The organism is Streptomyces sp. NPDC051183 (genome assembly GCF_040682455.1).
GTDB lineage: Bacteria > Actinomycetota > Actinomycetes > Streptomycetales > Streptomycetaceae > Streptomyces.
Window position 1 is genome coordinate 93626 of sequence record NZ_JBFBBA010000010.1, and the last position, 14989, is coordinate 108614.

General features: G+C 72.0%; 12 protein-coding genes. 6 read left to right on the forward strand and 6 right to left on the reverse strand.

The window, feature by feature from the left end; genetic code table 11:
- Positions 1-99 precede the first annotated feature (99 nt).
- Positions 100-1815: a methionine--tRNA ligase gene (metG, locus tag AB0M99_RS11430; protein ID WP_365919009.1), complete on the forward strand. Its 1716-nt coding sequence runs from the start codon at positions 100-102 to the stop codon at positions 1813-1815.
- Positions 1816-1873: 58 nt separating this feature from the next.
- On the opposite strand, the gene AB0M99_RS11435 is transcribed toward metG, so the two are convergent.
- From AB0M99_RS11435 to AB0M99_RS11445, 3 genes are all read right to left on the reverse strand, one after another.
- Positions 1874-3385 (reverse strand): YfcC family protein, encoded by a 1512-nt coding sequence (locus tag AB0M99_RS11435; RefSeq protein WP_365919212.1) that lies wholly within the window; start codon positions 3383-3385, stop codon positions 1874-1876.
- Between the two features lie 38 nt (positions 3386-3423).
- Positions 3424-4887: a M20/M25/M40 family metallo-hydrolase gene (locus tag AB0M99_RS11440; protein ID WP_365919010.1), complete on the reverse strand. Its 1464-nt coding sequence runs from the start codon at positions 4885-4887 to the stop codon at positions 3424-3426.
- A gap of 112 nt (positions 4888-4999) precedes the next feature.
- Entirely contained in the window at positions 5000-6139 is a 1140-nt protein-coding gene (locus AB0M99_RS11445; protein WP_365919012.1) for a cytochrome P450, read from the reverse strand.
- Between the two features lie 139 nt (positions 6140-6278).
- Here AB0M99_RS11445 and AB0M99_RS11450 point away from each other — a divergent pair, with 139 nt between their 5' ends.
- Both AB0M99_RS11450 and AB0M99_RS11455 read left to right on the forward strand, forming a co-directional pair.
- Entirely contained in the window at positions 6279-6836 is a 558-nt protein-coding gene (locus tag AB0M99_RS11450) for a hypothetical protein (protein ID WP_365919014.1), read from the forward strand.
- An 84-nt stretch (positions 6837-6920) separates the two neighbouring features.
- Positions 6921-7697 (forward strand): hypothetical protein, encoded by a 777-nt coding sequence (locus tag AB0M99_RS11455; protein ID WP_365919016.1) that lies wholly within the window; start codon positions 6921-6923, stop codon positions 7695-7697.
- A 42-nt stretch (positions 7698-7739) separates the two neighbouring features.
- Here the strand turns inward: AB0M99_RS11455 and AB0M99_RS11460 are convergent, their stop codons facing one another.
- The 3 genes from AB0M99_RS11460 to AB0M99_RS11470 form a co-directional block, all read right to left on the reverse strand.
- On the reverse strand, positions 7740-8927 hold the full coding sequence (locus AB0M99_RS11460) for an MAB_1171c family putative transporter (RefSeq protein WP_365919018.1): 1188 nt from the start codon (positions 8925-8927) through the stop codon (positions 7740-7742).
- The gene (locus tag AB0M99_RS11465; RefSeq protein ID WP_365919020.1) at positions 8924-9481 is read right to left on the reverse strand and encodes a toxin-antitoxin system, toxin component; all 558 of its coding nucleotides are present in this window, start codon (positions 9479-9481) and stop codon (positions 8924-8926) included. The genes AB0M99_RS11460 and AB0M99_RS11465 overlap by 4 nt, the downstream gene beginning before the upstream one ends.
- A gap of 64 nt (positions 9482-9545) precedes the next feature.
- Entirely contained in the window at positions 9546-10214 is a 669-nt protein-coding gene (locus tag AB0M99_RS11470) for a helix-turn-helix transcriptional regulator (RefSeq protein WP_365919022.1), read from the reverse strand.
- Positions 10215-10549: 335 nt separating this feature from the next.
- On the opposite strand from AB0M99_RS11470, the gene AB0M99_RS11475 reads away from it, so the two are divergent.
- The 3 genes from AB0M99_RS11475 to AB0M99_RS11485 all read left to right on the forward strand — a co-directional run bounded on the left by AB0M99_RS11475 (position 10550) and on the right by AB0M99_RS11485 (position 14960).
- Entirely contained in the window at positions 10550-11419 is an 870-nt protein-coding gene (locus tag AB0M99_RS11475; protein ID WP_365919024.1) for a helix-turn-helix domain-containing protein, read from the forward strand.
- Between the two features lie 55 nt (positions 11420-11474).
- Positions 11475-12821, forward strand: coding sequence for a 6-phospho-beta-glucosidase (locus AB0M99_RS11480; protein ID WP_365919026.1), 1347 nt, complete (start codon positions 11475-11477; stop codon positions 12819-12821).
- A 153-nt stretch (positions 12822-12974) separates the two neighbouring features.
- Entirely contained in the window at positions 12975-14960 is a 1986-nt protein-coding gene (locus tag AB0M99_RS11485) for an MDR family MFS transporter (RefSeq protein WP_365919214.1), read from the forward strand.
- The last annotated feature ends 29 nt before the right edge of the window (positions 14961-14989 follow it).

Sequence of the window (14989 nt, forward strand, 5' to 3'; positions counted from 1 at the left end):
TGCCGCACGTGGCGTTTCGGCGGTTCGATACGATGAACCGGATCAATCCGCCACGCACCGTCACGTCGTACCGGCATATACGAAATGGAGCATCCGAGGATGGCTCGACACCTGATCACCAGCGCGCTTCCCTACATCAACGGGATCAAGCACCTGGGCAACATGGTCGGGTCGATGCTTCCGGCGGATGTGTACTCCCGGTACCTCCGCCAGCGCGGCCACGACGTCCTCTACATCTGCGCCACCGACGAGCACGGCACCCCCGCCGAGCTCGCCGCCAAGGAGGCCGGCCTCTCGGTCTCCGAGTTCTGCGCGCAGGCCCATGACGCCCAGAAGGCGGTCTACGACGGCTTCGAGCTGTCCTTCGACTACTTCGGCCGCAGCTCCTCGGCGCAGAACCGCGAGATCACCCAGCACTTCGCCCGGCAACTCCAGGCCAACGGCTTCATCGAGGAGCGCGCGATCCGGCAGGTCTACTCGCCGGTCGACGAGCGCTTCCTGCCGGACCGCTACGTCGAGGGCACCTGCCCGCACTGCGGCTACGACAAGGCCCGCGGCGACCAGTGCGAGAACTGCACCCGCGTCCTGGACCCCACGGACCTGATCGAGCCCCGCTCGGCCATCTCCGGCTCCACGGACCTGGAGGTCCGCGAGACCAAGCACCTCTTCCTCCTCCAGTCCAAGCTCCAGCACGAGGTCGAGGCCTGGGTCGCGCAGCACGAGGAGGAGTGGCCGCAGCTCGCGTCCTCGATCGCCCGCAAGTGGCTGACCGAGGGCCTGCACGACCGCGCCATCACGCGTGACCTCGACTGGGGCGTCCCGGTCCCGGCCGACACCTGGCCCGAGCTGGCCGCCGAGGGCAAGGTCTTCTACGTCTGGTTCGACGCCCCGATCGAGTACATCGCCTCCACCAAGGAGTGGGCGGACGCCGATCCGGAGAACCGCGACTACAAGTCGTGGTGGTACGAGGCCGAGGACGTCCGCTACACCCAGTTCATGGCCAAGGACAACGTCCCGTTCCACACGGTGATGTTCCCCGCCACCGAGCTCGGTGTCCGCGAGCCGTGGAAGATGGTCGACTACGTCAAGGCCTTCAACTGGCTGACGTACTACGGCGGCAAGTTCTCCACCTCGCAGAAGCGCGGTGTCTTCACCGACCAGGCGCTGGAGCTCCTCCCGGCCGACTTCTGGCGCTACTTCCTCATCGCCAACGCCCCCGAGTCCGACGACTCGTCCTTCACGTGGGAGCACTTCGCCGCCACGGTCAACAAGGACCTCGGCGGCACCCTCGGCAACTTCGTCAACCGCGTACTGACCTTCTCCCGCAAGAAGTTCGGCGACGAGGTCCCCGCGGGCAGCGCCGCCGGGGAGGCCGAGGCCAAGCTGGGCGAGCAGATCGCCGAGCTGCTGGCCGAGTACGAGGGCCACATGGAGTCCCTCCAGTACCGCAAGGCCGCGGCCGCGCTGCGCGCCCTGTGGTCGGCCGGAAACGCGTACCTCGACGAGAAGGCCCCCTGGCTGGAGGTCAAGACCGACCTGGACGGCGCGGCGCTGACCCTGCGCACCGCGATGAACCTCATCCACCTCTACTCGGTGGTCTCCGAGCCGTTCATCCCGGCCTCGGCGAGCGCCATGCGCTCCGCGTTCGACCTCGCCGACGACACGGCGGCGTGGGTGACCCCGGAGCAGGCCAAGTCCCTGGACACGGTCCCGGCGGGGACGCCGTTCACCGTGCCGCCGGTGCTCTTCGCGAAGATCACCGACGAGGACCTGGAGTCGTACCGGGAGCGCTTCGGCGGCAACCCGGACGCCTGACCGCAACGCTGGAAGGGGCGCGACCGTCAGGTCGCGCCCCTTCCGCGTTCAGGCCTCGTCACAACGCCGCGCCCAGGGCCACGAAGCCGCAGATCAGTACGAACAGGATGGCGAGCAGCGGCCAAACGAAGCGCAGGTACCTGTCGTAGCCGACCTTGGCCAGGGCGACACCGCCGATGGTCACCGCGGTGGTCGGGACCCAGAGGTTCATCCAGCCGCTGGCCGACTGCCAGGCCGTGACCACCACCGCGCGCGAGACCCCGGCGAAGTCGGCCAGCGGGGCCAGGATCGGCATGGCGAGCGTGGCGTGCCCGGAGGTGGAGGGGATCAGGAAGGCGAGCGGGAGGTTCACCAGGAAGATGATCACCGCGAAGACCCCGGACGAAGTCCCCTTGACCACGCCCTCGATGGAGTGCAGGACGGTGTCGGTGATCTTCGAGTTGTTCATGATGACCGTGACCCCGCGCGCCAGCATGATGACCAGGGCCGGCGAGATGAAGTCCGCCGCGCCCTGGATGATCGTGGCGCTGAGCTTCGCCTCGCCCATCCGGGCCACCAGGCCCACCAGCACGGCCGCACACAGGAACAGCGCGGAGAGCTGCGGGAAGGTCCAGTCCAGCTCCCAGGGGTACGGGGTCGCGTCCGCCTTGCCGGTGAGCGCACTGGACCAGGGCACCACCGAGAAGATCATGAAGGCGAAGACCAGGGTCAGCAGGACCAGAACCGTCTTGTGCAGGCCGGTCAGTTCGGGTTCCACCTCCTCGGCTCCGGTCGCCTTCTGCTCCCGGTCGCCCGGCAGGAAGCCGCACAGGGACTTGGCGGGGTCCTTCTGGACGCGCCGCGCGTACCGGATCACGTAGAGCACCGTCACGGCGGTCAGCACCAGCCACATCGCGAAGCGCAGGAAGATGCCGTCACCCAGCGAGATGTCGGCGGCGGACGAGGCCACGCCCGTCGCGAAGGGGTTCACGGTGGAGCACAGCACGCCCACGCCCGCGCCCAGGATCGAGGCGCCGACCGCGACGAGCCGGTCGTAGCCGAGGGCCAGCATCATCGGGACCAGTAGGCCGTAGAAGCCGAGGGTCTCCTCGGCGAAGCCCTCCACGGTGCCCAGGACGGAGAAGACCACCATCACGGCGGCGATCAGCAGCGCCCCGCGGTCGCGCAGCCGGTGGGCCAGGCGGGCGATGCCGCGGTCGAGGGCGCCGGTGGCGAAGACGACGGTGATGAACGCGCCGATGGCGAGCACGAAGAGGAAGACCCCCGCGCTGCCGTAGAGGTCGCCGGCGAAGCTCGGTCCGACCTGCTGGGTCTTCTCGTCCTGGATTCCGTAGAGGCCGTTGACGGGGGAGAGGAACAGGTCGTTCAGCCGGCCGGCGAAGCTCTGCGTGTTGTCGACGCGGTGGTAGGTGCCCGAGACGGGGGCGCCGCTGTCGTTGCGGTCGTACTGGCCTGACGGGATCAGGAAGGCCAGGATCCAGATTCCGACCGTGACGAGCGCCAGGATCGTCAGCGCGCTCGGGAAGGCGAACTTCCTCGCGGGGGCCGGATCCGGATCGAGACCCGGGATCGGTTCCTGCGGGGGCGCGGGCGGCGGGGGAGCGGTCGTCACAGGGAGCCTCCCTCGCCGTTGTGGCCTGCCGCGCCGTCGTGGCCGGCCGCGTCGCGGTGGTCGGCCGCGTACTCCCGTACGAACGCGGCCATCGCCACCACCGTGTTGCGCAGCTCCGACAGCAGCACCCGCTCGTTGGGCGCGTGCAGGTTGCACATGCTGTCCTGTGCGCCGAACAGCAGCACCTCGGCCGCGGGCGCCGCCTTGGCCATGCCGTTCACCAGGGGGATCGAGCCGCCCGTGGCCACGTACGAGGCCTCCGTGCCCCAGGCCTCCTTGAGCGCGATGAGCGCCGCCCGGTACGCCGGCCCGCCCGTACGGGCCTCGAAGCCCGGCCCCGTATCGCCCGGGGTGACGGTCAGCGGGATGCCGAAGGGGCGCTGTGCGCGCAGGTGCTTCACCAGCGCGGCCCGGGCCTCGACCGGGTCCTGGTGCGGATGGAAGCGCAGGTTCAGCTTGGCCCGGGCGTACGGGACCACCGCGGAGGCGGCGCCCGCCACGTCCGGTGCGTCGAGCCCGATGACCGTGACGGCGGGGCCGCTCCACAGGCGTTCGCCGAGCGAGCCGGTACCGATCAGCGGCACGCCGGCCCGCACCGAGGCGAGGTCGCGGAACTCCTCCTCCGTGTAGGTCGTGCCGTCCCACGGGTCGCGCCGCAGGCCCGGCACCGCCACGTCGCCGTTCGCGTCGTGCAAGGTGGCCAGCGCCCGGAGCAGGACCAGCAGGGCATCGGGGGCGGCGCCGCCGAACTCCCCGCTGTGCCGGGGCTCGGCGAGGGTGCGGACCTCCACCACCACCTCGCAGGCGCCGCGCAGCCCGGTGGTCAGGGTGGGGGTGCCGGGGCGCAGATTGCCCAGGTCGGCGATGACCATGGCGTCACAGGCGAAGCGCCCGGGGTCGGAGGGCGGGTACTCGTCGAAGGGGCTGCCGTACTCCTCCTGCCCCTCGATCACCAGCTTGATCCCGACCGGCGGGCGGCCTCCGTACAGCCGCAGCATGCCGAGGTGCGCGATCACGTTCGACTTGTCGTCGGCGATGCCGCGGGCCCGCAGGCCGCCGGGGACGGGAGTCGGCTCGAAGGGCGGGGACAGCCACAGGGAGGCGGCGCCGGCGGGCTGGACGTCGTAGTGCGCGTACAGCAGGACGGTCGGGGCGCCGGGATCGGGCGGCGGGATCTCGCCGTAGATCACCGGCGGGGTGTCCGGCAGGTCGATGCGCTCGATCCTGGGGACTCCGGCGTCCCGCAACAGCGAGACGATGAGGTCGTGCGCTTCCAGGACGGGTTCCGGCGGGTATCCGGGGAAGGCGATGGAGGGGATCGCCGCGAGGCGTTCGAGGTCGGCCCGCAGACCGTCCATCAGGGCGTCGACCTGCGCTTCGAGGGTCCCGCGACGGCTGGCGCCGCCGCTGTCGCCGCTGACGTGGCCGCCCCCGCTGACGTGGCTGTCGTCCGATTCCACCCGGCACCGTCCCTCTGCTCCCCTGGTGACCCCGCTGAGCTGCGGAACCGCTCCTCCGATCATGAGGCGGGGCCGGGCCGGGGGCTTGGCGGACTGCGCCGGGCGGGTGAACCTACGGGTTCGCGCGCACCGACAGCCGGGCGTACCCGGGGATCAGCACGCCCCGGGCCGGACGGCGGTCGACGACGCGCAGTTGCGGGAAGCCCCGCAGCGCGTCGGCCACCGCGCGTATTTCGGCCATCGCCAGGGGCATCCCCAGGCAGAAGTGCGGACCGGCCCCGAACCAGAGCCGCCGCAGCTCCGCCGAGTGTCCCGGACCGCCCGGCTCCGGCGCGAAGGGCCCGTACGCCCGGGTGCACAGCAGCGTGGCGATCACCACCCGTTCCCCGGCCCCGACCCGCACACCCCCGAGGCGCCCCGGCCGGGCGGCGCTGCGCAGCATCACCGGGGTCGGCGAGGTCACCCGCAGCGCGTCCTCGACCAGCGCGTCGGTGATCCGGTCCGGCCCGCGGCCGCTGTCGTGGACCAGGGCGATCAGCCGGGGCACGAAGGAGACCAGCGTCTCGGTGCCGGTCAGCAGCAACACCCCGACCGCGCCCCGCGCCTCGCCCTCGTCCAGCCCCAGCGCCCGCAGCCGCCCCGGTACGGTGGACTCGTCTCCCGCCCGGTACGCGGCGACCGCCGCTCCGCTCAGCCGGGCCAACGCGGCCCGGGCGCGGTTCGTCTGGCGACCGGTCAGCGAGGTGCGCCACAGCCGCACCGACGACAGCACCGCGGAGGCCTCGGCGAAGTCCGCCCCGGCGTCCGGGAGTCCGACCAGCTCCCGGATCACCTCGGTGGCCCCGTCCCGGACGACGCGGACCAGGTCCACCTCCTCGCCCGCCGCCAGCCGCCGCTCCAGGCCGCGGAGCGGAGCGCGCAGCACCCGTTCGCACACGGCCGCCACCCGGCCCGGAGTGAACAGCCCGGCCAGCCGTCCGCGCAGCGCCGCGTGCTCGGCGCCCTCCATGTTGATCAGCACCCGCGGGCCGAGCACCGGGGTCCACAGGCCGGCCGCCGCGCCCGGCCCGGTCTTCGTGTAGCCCTCGGTGTCCAGGAGGACCTCCCGGGCGAGGGCGGCGTCGCTGACCACCACCCCGATGCGGGGCACCCGCACGGCGGGGCCCCGGGCGGCGACCGCGCTCAGCAGCCGGTAGGCGACGGGGTGCGCGGCCGTCTGTACGCGCCGCTCCCAGCGCTCCCATTCCTCCATCCGGGCAGGCTAGTGCCGCCGATGGCTTGAAGTGACCCCTCGCGCAGGGATCTTGACTTGTCTGCCGCGTATCGAAGCCCTGCCGTGATCGTTTCTGCAGGAGGGGGTCCCTTGACAGCGGAATGCGGGAGGACGCGCGGTGACCGCTTGGCAGTACTTCGCCGGAGCCGGTCTGGTGGCGGCGCTCTGCCCGCTGCACGGCCACGTGGAGGTCGCGGGCGACGGCCACGGGCGCGGGGCCCGCGTCGACCTGTGCGTGCCGGCGGGGACGAAGCCGGTCCGGCCGTCCGCGGTGCCGCCGCACGGGCGGCCTTCCGTACGGGCGATCGTGCCCGGGCCCGTGCTGCCGACCGTGTGGCACCCCGGGGCCGGGCCGCTGCCGGTCCCGCCCGGGGCCGTGCTGCCGGGGCTCGCCGGGCCGACGGCGAAGGCGGGGGAGGCGCCGTCGAAGCCGCCGCCACCCGGGCCGGGTGCCGGGCCGGTCGCGGCGCCGGCCGCGCCCGAAGCCGTGGTTCCGGCCGCGGTCGAAGCGCCGGCCGCGCCGGTACGCCGCTTCCACGTGCGCCCGTACCACTCATCGGCCCTGGCGCGGCGCGGCCCGGACGGTATGTCCACCGTGATGCTCATGGCCGTCGTCACCACCCCGGCGGTCCTCGCGGCCGCCGCCCTGCGGCCCCGGGGCAAGAGCCGCGGCTGACGTCCCCTCCGCTCGATCCGCCCGCCCGCCCACCCCATCCGTCCGACTGATCCGTCCGATCGATTCACCAACGGGAGAACCCTCGTGTCCGAATGGCTGGTCCTGGCCATCGCCATGGCGCTCGTGTGCGCCGTCGTCCTCGCCATCACCGCGATCCGGCACCGCCGGGCCGCGGAAGACGAGGACACCAGCGAAACCCCCGACGTCATCGAGTACATGACGATGATGGTCGGCGTGGTCTACGCGATCGTGCTGGGTCTGGCCATCGCGGGCGTCTGGGAGGCGCGCGGCGCCGCCGAGGACAGCGTGCGCCGGGAGGCCCAGTCGCTGTACGAGGTGACCCAGCGCGCCGATGTCTACCCGGCGCCCGTCCGCGACCGGATCAGGGGCGAGGTGGACGCGTACGTCTCCCACACCGTCAACGTGGACTGGCCGCGGCTGACCGCCGGCGAGGCCGCGTCCGCCGAGGGCGCCGGGCTGCTGGGCAAGCTGCGCAGCGACGTCACCCACCAGGCCCCGGCCAACGAGCTCCAGGCGCAGGCCTACCAGCCGCTGCTCGACCACATCGCGGCCGCCGACGACGCCCGCCACTCGCGGACGCAGAGCGACGAGTCGACGCTGCCGAGCGTGGTGTGGCTCGGGCTGCTGGTCGGCGGAGTGGTCACGGTCGGGCTGATCTTCACCCTGCAGATCCGGCGCTCGGGCCGGGAGCTGCTGCTCGCCGGACTGTTCAGCGCGCTGATCGTGTTCCTGCTGTTCATGGTGTGGAGCTTCGACGCACCCTACGGCCGCAGCGGCATCGACTCCGCCGGCGCCTTCCAGGACCTGTTCCCGGCGGTGACGGTGGCCGCCGGGAACTGAGCGCCATCCGCCTGCCGAAGCCTGCCGAAGCCGTCGGGAGGGTCAGACCCCCGGCGCCCCGGACAGCGCCGTCTGCCGCCGGACCTCCGCCACGACCGGTGAGTGCCGCAGCGCGTGGGAGATCCGTACGAGGTCCCGCGGCCCGTCGGCGGCGTGCTGCGCGCTCTCCTCGCTGGCCCCGATGACCTTGCCCTCGGGGTCGGCGGTGCGGGCCCGTACGGCGGCCGCGACCATGGCGGCGTCGGCGACGGCGCGGGCCGTCTCCTCGTCGGCCCCGCCGGCGAGGGCCCGGGCGAGGGCGCCGTCCCGGTGGCGCTGGTCGAAGTACGGGCCCAGGTGCAGGAACCCGTCGTGGATGTCCGACTCGCGCTGGATCATCCGGAGCTCGGCGGCGGCCCACCAGGACATCCGGACGCAGGGGGTGCCGCTCGGCGCGGAGATCTGCACCTCGTGCCAGAGCGCGCCGAGCCGCCGGTACGTCGCCCAGTTCTGCCAGCTGTCGGACACTCGCTGGCACACCAGCGGGAGCACGAAGCCGACCGCGCTGATGAGCGCGCCGAGGGAGGCGACCGGCGGGGCGAGGTCGGTGCTCAGCCAGTCGAGGTCGTGGCCGGTCCAGCGGGCGACCACCGCGCTCATCTTGGTCGCGTCGTAGCTGAGGTTGAAGACGTAGCCCAGGACGATGATCATCAGGCCGACGCGCAGCCAGCCGCGCACCTGGAGCGACCAGCGCCAGCACATGGCCACCATCACGAAGGCGGCCACGTTGTGCGCCACCAGGTAGAGGGCGATCAGCTCCCGGATGTACGGGGTGTTGGCGTAGTACGTGTCGAAGTCGCGCAGCCGCTCCACCGGGGCGTCGCCGAGGAGGAACAGCAGCGGCAGCGTCGCGATCACCGCACCGTAGCCGAGGATCCAGCGGCGGGAGATGCGCCGGGTCTCCTCGGGCGGGCCACCCCGCCAGTTGACGATCAGCACGAGGCAGGCGGCGCTGAAGGCGGTGATCAGGCAGTAGACGAGCGGGGCGGAGAAGTTCGGGATGCCGGTCCAGCGGTTGACGGCCTCGATGGTCGGCGGGGCGGCGAAGGTGAACACCGATCCGGCCAGGGTCAGCAGGGCGCAGACCGAGCGGAGCAGCGGGTCCCGCCAGTTGTTGCGCAGGGTCGGCAGCTTGAAGGCGAGGGAGACCCCCATCGCGACTGCCGGTATGTAGTAGTCCTGGCCGTTCAACGGTCGTTCCTGTGCCCCCGGTACCCGAGCGAGGCCTCGATGCGGCCCGCCAACTGATCACGCTGCGCCGGTGCGCGGTGGCTCGCCGAACCGGCCAGCCACGTACGGCATCTGCTGCCCAGCAGTAAACCGAAGGTTTCCGCTTCGGTCTCCTCCTGGACGTCGGCGCGCGTGCGCGCGGCGACCCGCCGGACGGTCTCGCCGAGGTCGGCCTCGTCCGAGAGCAGCCGCGCGGCGACGGCGGCGCCGTCGACGTGGTGGCTGCAGTGGCCGGCCTTCATGTGCCACAGCTCGTGGCCGAGGATCACCAGTTGGTGGTCCGGTGCCGTGCGCTCCTCGATGACCACCAGATCGCGGTCCGCCATGTCGAGCCACAGGCCGCTGGCCGTCCCCGGCGGGAACGAGGCCATCCGGAACTCCACCCGGCGGCCGCGGTGTTTGCTCATGCCCTCGCAGAGGGCGGCGTAGAGGTCCACGGGTTCCACGGGCGCGGTCAGCGTGATGCCGGCCACCAGCTCCCCGCACAACCGCCGCTGCTCTCTGCCTATGCTCACCGTTCTCCCCGTCGGCGCGGATCCGGATCAGGACTCAAGGATCAGACCCAGACTTTCGACTGGGTCAGGACTCGTTCGGTTTTACGCTTTCGAGAAGCATGTCCAGCCATTCGGTCACCTTGTCCCGGTGCTTGTCGCTGGGCAGTTGGGCGGCTCTCCAGGCGATGCCGCGTACGCCGTGGTTCTGGAGAAGTCTTGCCAGCGGATCGCCTGCCGAAGCGGCAGCGGCCGGTACGGTTTCGCGCGCTCTTCCCGCGAAGTCCTGGAGCAGTTGCTGCTCGGTCCGCTGGAGCGCGTCGGTGAGGGCGTCCGCGTCGTGGGCGGTGAGGAAGCCCGCGTGGACGCCGAAGAAGCGCTGGATGGCGTCACAGTGCTCCATGGTGGGGCGCCGGTCCCCGTTGATCAGGGCCCCGGCCTGCTGCCGGGACATGGCGGCGCCGTCCGCGATCTCCTGCTGCGTGTACCGGCGTCCGTTGGACTTGACCCGGGTGCGGCGCAGCAGGTCGAGGCGCTGGAGGAACCGGGCCTGGAGATCGGGTTCGCCGGCGGGCCGGCCGTCCAGCAGGGTCCTGACCACGTCCGCGGGGACGCCTGAGGCCTCGGAGAGCCGGCGCAGGTCGAAGACCTGGTTCAGGTCGCGGCCCATTTTGCCCGCGAGTTCGGCGACGCGCGTGACGGTGGCTGCCAGGGGCGCGTTGGCCACCGCGACGGGAGCCGGGAAGCCGTCTGTCACCAGTGGTTCTCCTAGATCGCGCGAGGTCGGTACGGGCACATGGTCGGCTCCTGGAATCTAGCCGCTTACGCTGCGGAGGGCTAGAACTTGCCACAGCTGTGGCGGGAATGAGCTGTCAAGAGGCTGGAATTGCCACAATAGTTGACACTCGAATGAAGTCGGTAGCAGGATCGCCACACGGAAATGAAGATCCAGACCGTGAGGAGGGGGAGCTCTCGGTGCCACATCTCGCAGCGGTGGGCCCGTCCGATGGCCTCGCCCGAGCCGGTGAGGAGCGCCTGGCGGGCGATGAGTCCGCACGCGGCGCCGTGCGGTCAGAGCGACGCAAGGAGATTTTGCGCCAACGCCGGGAAGAGCTGGGGCTGAGCCAGGAGGACCTGGCGGCACGGCTGCGGATCAGCGTACGTGCGTACGGAAACTGGGAACGCGGCCTGGTCAAGGAGTGGACGGACCGCAAACTGCTCGCCCTGGCCGAGGCCTTGGAGATGAGCGAGCGGCAGCGCTTCTGGCTCTTCCGGGTCATGGTCGACCGCGACCCGCCGCCCACCTGGCGCGCGGCCGAGGAGAACCGGCTGCCCGAGGACCCGGCCCAGCGCGACTACCTGTGTGACTACGCGGCCCTGATGGAGGCCGTGCCCTACCCGAGTTTCCTGGTGGACCACCGTTGGGACGTGGCCCTCACCAACTCGGCCTTCGACCGGCTGTTCCAGTCGGTGCGTCCGCACCCGACCGCCCTGCCGGACGACAACTTCCTGCGCTTCGTGCTGTTCCACCCGGACGCCGCGGCCGTGCTGGAGGACCACGAACCGGCCTGGTGCGTACCGCTGTTGGCCCGCTTCGCGACCGCGCTCGAGGCCGCCCCGGAGGACGAGGGGCTGCGCAGCATCCGCCAGGAGGTGGCCCGCGATCCCTTCATGGAGGCGGCCTACCGGTACGGCGTGCCGCACTGGCTGACCACGCACGGGGCCGACGCCGCCGAGCAGGACGGGGCGGTGCGCAGCGTGCGCCATCCCGACCCGGGCTGGGGACTGGTGCGCTGCCGGATGGTGGCCGAATCCAGCCGCATGCTCGACTCGATGGGGCTCACCCGGATCACCCTGATCCTCTCGGCGCCGCAGGGTGCGCCGACCGGTCCGGTCCGGGGCGGCGGCGCGCCGCAGCTCCAGGGGCCGAGGCTGCGCGCCGTGCCGCCGCTGGGGGAGTGACCCGGCGGGGGACACTGGTGTCACGAAACGTGGCACTGCGAAGGGCGGTAAGGGCGTGCGGCTGACGATCCTCGGCGGGGGCGGATTCCGGGTACCGCTCGTCTACGGAGCCCTGCTCGGCGACCACGCCGAGGGCAGGGTGTCGCAGGTGACCCTGTACGACGAGGACCCCGGGCGGCTGGGCGCCATGGCCCGGGTGCTCGCGGACCAGGCCGCCGGCGTGCCGGACGCACCCGCCGTCACCGCCACCGCGGACCTCGACGAGGCCCTGCGCGGTGCGGACTTCGTGTTTTCGGCCATTCGCGTCGGCGGGCTGGACGGGCGCGCCGCCGACGAGCGGATCGCTCTGGCCGAGGGAGTGCTGGGCCAGGAGACGGTGGGCGCGGGCGGGATCGCGTACGGCCTGCGGACCGTGCCGGTGGCCCGGGAGATCGCGCGCAGGATTGCGCGCGTCGCACCCGAGGCGTGGGTCATCAACTTCACCAACCCGGCCGGTGTGGTCACCGAGGCGATGGCCGAGGCGCTCGGGGACCGGGTGATCGGGATCTGTGACTCGCCGGTGGGGCTCGGGCGGCGGATCGCCCGGCTGCTGGGCGCCCGGCCGGAGGAGGCCTGGATCGACTACGTCGGCCTCAACCACCTGGGCTGGGTGCGCGGGCTGCACATCGGCGGACGCGACGAGCTGCCGCGGCTCCTGGCCGATACCGAGGCCCTGGAGTCCTTCGAGGAGGGCCGGCTCTTCGGGGCGGAGTGGCTGCGCTCGATCGGCGCGATCCCCAACGAGTACCTGCACTACTACTACTTCAACCGTGACACGGTACGGGCCTACCAGGAGGCCGAGCAGACCCGTGGCGCCTTCCTGCGCGACCAGCAGCGCGGCTTCTACACCGAGGCGGGCCGCGCCGGGCGTCCCGGTGAGGCACTGGCCGCCTGGGACCGGACCCGGGCCGAGCGCGAAGCCACGTACATGGCCGAGAACCGCGAGGCGGCGGGCGTCGGCGAGCGCGACGAGAGCGACCTGGAGTCCGGCGGCTACGAGAAGGTCGCCCTGGCGCTGATGCGGGCCATCGCCCGGGACGAGCGGGCAACGCTGATCCTCAACGTCCGCAACCGCGGCACGCTCTCGGCGCTCGACGCGCAGGCGGTCATCGAGGTCCCGTGCCTGGTCGACGCCAACGGGGCCCACCCGGTGGCCGTCGCCCCGCTGCCGCTGCACGCGACGGGCCTGGTGACCTCGGTCAAGGCGGTCGAGCGCGAGGTGCTGGCCGCCGCGGCGAGCGGTTCGAGGGCGGACGCGGTCAAGGCCTTCGCGCTGCACCCGCTGGTGGACTCGGTGGCGGTGGCCCGGCGGCTGCTCGACGGTTACGCGGCGGAGCACCCGGGCCTCGCCCACCTGCGCTGATACGGTCCGGGGCTCACCCGTACGGCCCCGCGCCGGGTGCGCGGGGCCGGGAGCGCTGTGAGAGTGCGAGATGTGACCACTGCCCCCGCCACAGCGCTCCCGGCGCCCCCCGTGCTCGACCGGCGGCGACGCAACGTCATCTTCGGGACGATCATGCTGGGCGTCCTGCTGGCGGCCCTCGACCAGACGATCGTGGGCACGGCCCTGCCCACGATCGTGGCGGACCTCGGCGGCGGCGACCACATGTCGTGGGTGGTCACCTCCTACCTGCTGGCGGAGACCGTCGCGACGGTGCTGGTGGGCAAGTTCGGTGACATGTTCGGCCGGAAAGTGATCTTCCAGATCTCCGCGGTCGTCTTCATCACCGGCTCCTTCCTGTGCGGCCTCGCGGGCAACATGACCTTCCTCATCCTGTGGCGGGGCGTGCAGGGCATCGGTGCGGGCGGACTGATGGTCACCTCCATGGCGCTGATCGCCGATGTGGTGCCGCTGCGCGAACGGGGCAAGTACCAGGGCGCGATCGGCGCGGTCTTCGGGGTGTCCACCGTCATCGGACCGCTGCTGGGCGGGCTGTTCACCGACAACCTGTCCTGGCGCTGGTGCTTCTACGTCAACGTGCCCATCGCCGTCCTGGTGGTCGCCCTGGCCGCGCGTACGATCCCCTCGGTACGGGCCGCCGGCCGGCCCGTCATCGACTACCTCGGCATCGCCCTCATCGCGATCGGCTCCAGCGCCCTGATCCTGGCCACGAGCTGGGGCGGCAACGAGTACGCCTGGACCTCGGGCATGATCATCGGCCTCTTCGCGGGCGGCGCGCTGGCCCTGGCGCTGTTCTGCCTGGCCGAGGTCCGGGCCGCCGAGCCGATGCTGCCGATGCGGCTGTTCCGCAACCCGGTCTTCACCGTCTGCTCGGTGCTGAGCTTCGTCGTCGGCTTCGCCATGCTCGGCGCGATGACCTTCCTGCCGACCTACTTGCAGTACGTCGACGGGGATTCGGCCACCGTGTCGGGCGTGCGGACGCTGCCGATGGTCATCGGGCTGCTGATCGCCTCCGTCTTCAGCGGCAACGTCACCAGCAAGACCGGCCGCTACCGGATCTTCCCGATCGCCGGCAGCGCTGTGATGGGCCTCGGGCTGTACCTGCTGTCGCTGATGGGGCCCGGGACCAACGCCTGGCTGGAATCCCTGTACATGTTCGTCCTCGGCGTCGGCATCGGCCTGTGCATGCAGGTGCTGACCATCGCCGTGCAGAACACCGTGGACTACGCCGACCTCGGCACGGCCACGTCCGGCGTCACCTTCTTCCGTACGCTCGGCAGTTCCTTCGGGACCGCGGTCTTCGGGACGATCTACGCCAACACCCTGACTCCCGCGCTCAAGACGGCGGTGGGCGAGGCCGCCCGGGCCACCGGGGAGGATCCCGCGACGCTCGGCGCGGCCGCGCAGAGCCCGCAGGGAGTACGCGGACTCGACCCGCAGGCGGCCGCCCCGGTGATCGCCGCGTACGCGGACACCCTGCAGACGGTGTTCCTGTGGACCGTCCCGGTGGCGTTGGCGGGCTTCGTCGTCGCGCTCTTCCTCAAGCAGGTCAAGCTCCGCGACAGCGCCCGGGCCGGCTCCACCGACATGGGCGACGGCTTCGCCTCGCCCGCCACGGCCTCGGGGGACTCGGCGAAGCTGCTGGAGCTGGCGGTCGGGAAGCTCGTACGGAGCATGGGGCCCGAGACCGCCCGGGGCATCGTGGACGCGTCCGACACGCGGCTCGACATGGCGGGGGCGTGGGCGGTGATGCAGGTGGACCTGCTGACCCGGACGGTCGGCCATGCCAGCCTGGGGCTGATCGCGTCGCGGCGGTCGCTGCCGCCGGAGGTGCTGGTGCCGGTCTTCGACCGGATGGTGACGGAGGGGTACCTGACGCGGGAGAACGGCTACTTCGCGCACACCCCGGCGGGGGAGCGGGAGGCGGCCGTCATCTCGGGGGCGTGGGCCCAGTGGCTCGGGGACCAGCTGGAGAAGGACCGGGGCCGGCCGCGCAGCGCGGAGCTGCGGGTGGCGGCGGACGCCATCGCGAAGCGGCTGCTGGCCGAGGACCTGGGGGAGGGCAATTTCGCGCCACGGGCGGCGGCGGGCCGTCGGTAGGGTCCGGTGGCCGGTCCGGGCCGGCGCCG

Excerpts from the sequence above, each read along its gene's own strand:
- AB0M99_RS11445 (WP_365919012.1), bottom strand. The coding sequence starts at position 6,139 with ATGGAGGAATGGGAGCGCTGGGAGCGGCGCGTACAGACGGCCGCGCAC.
- AB0M99_RS11485 (WP_365919214.1), top strand. The coding sequence starts at position 12,975 with ATGCTGGGCGTCCTGCTGGCGGCCCTCGACCAGACGATCGTGGGCACG.
- metG (WP_365919009.1), top strand. The coding sequence starts at position 100 with ATGGCTCGACACCTGATCACCAGCGCGCTTCCCTACATCAACGGGATC.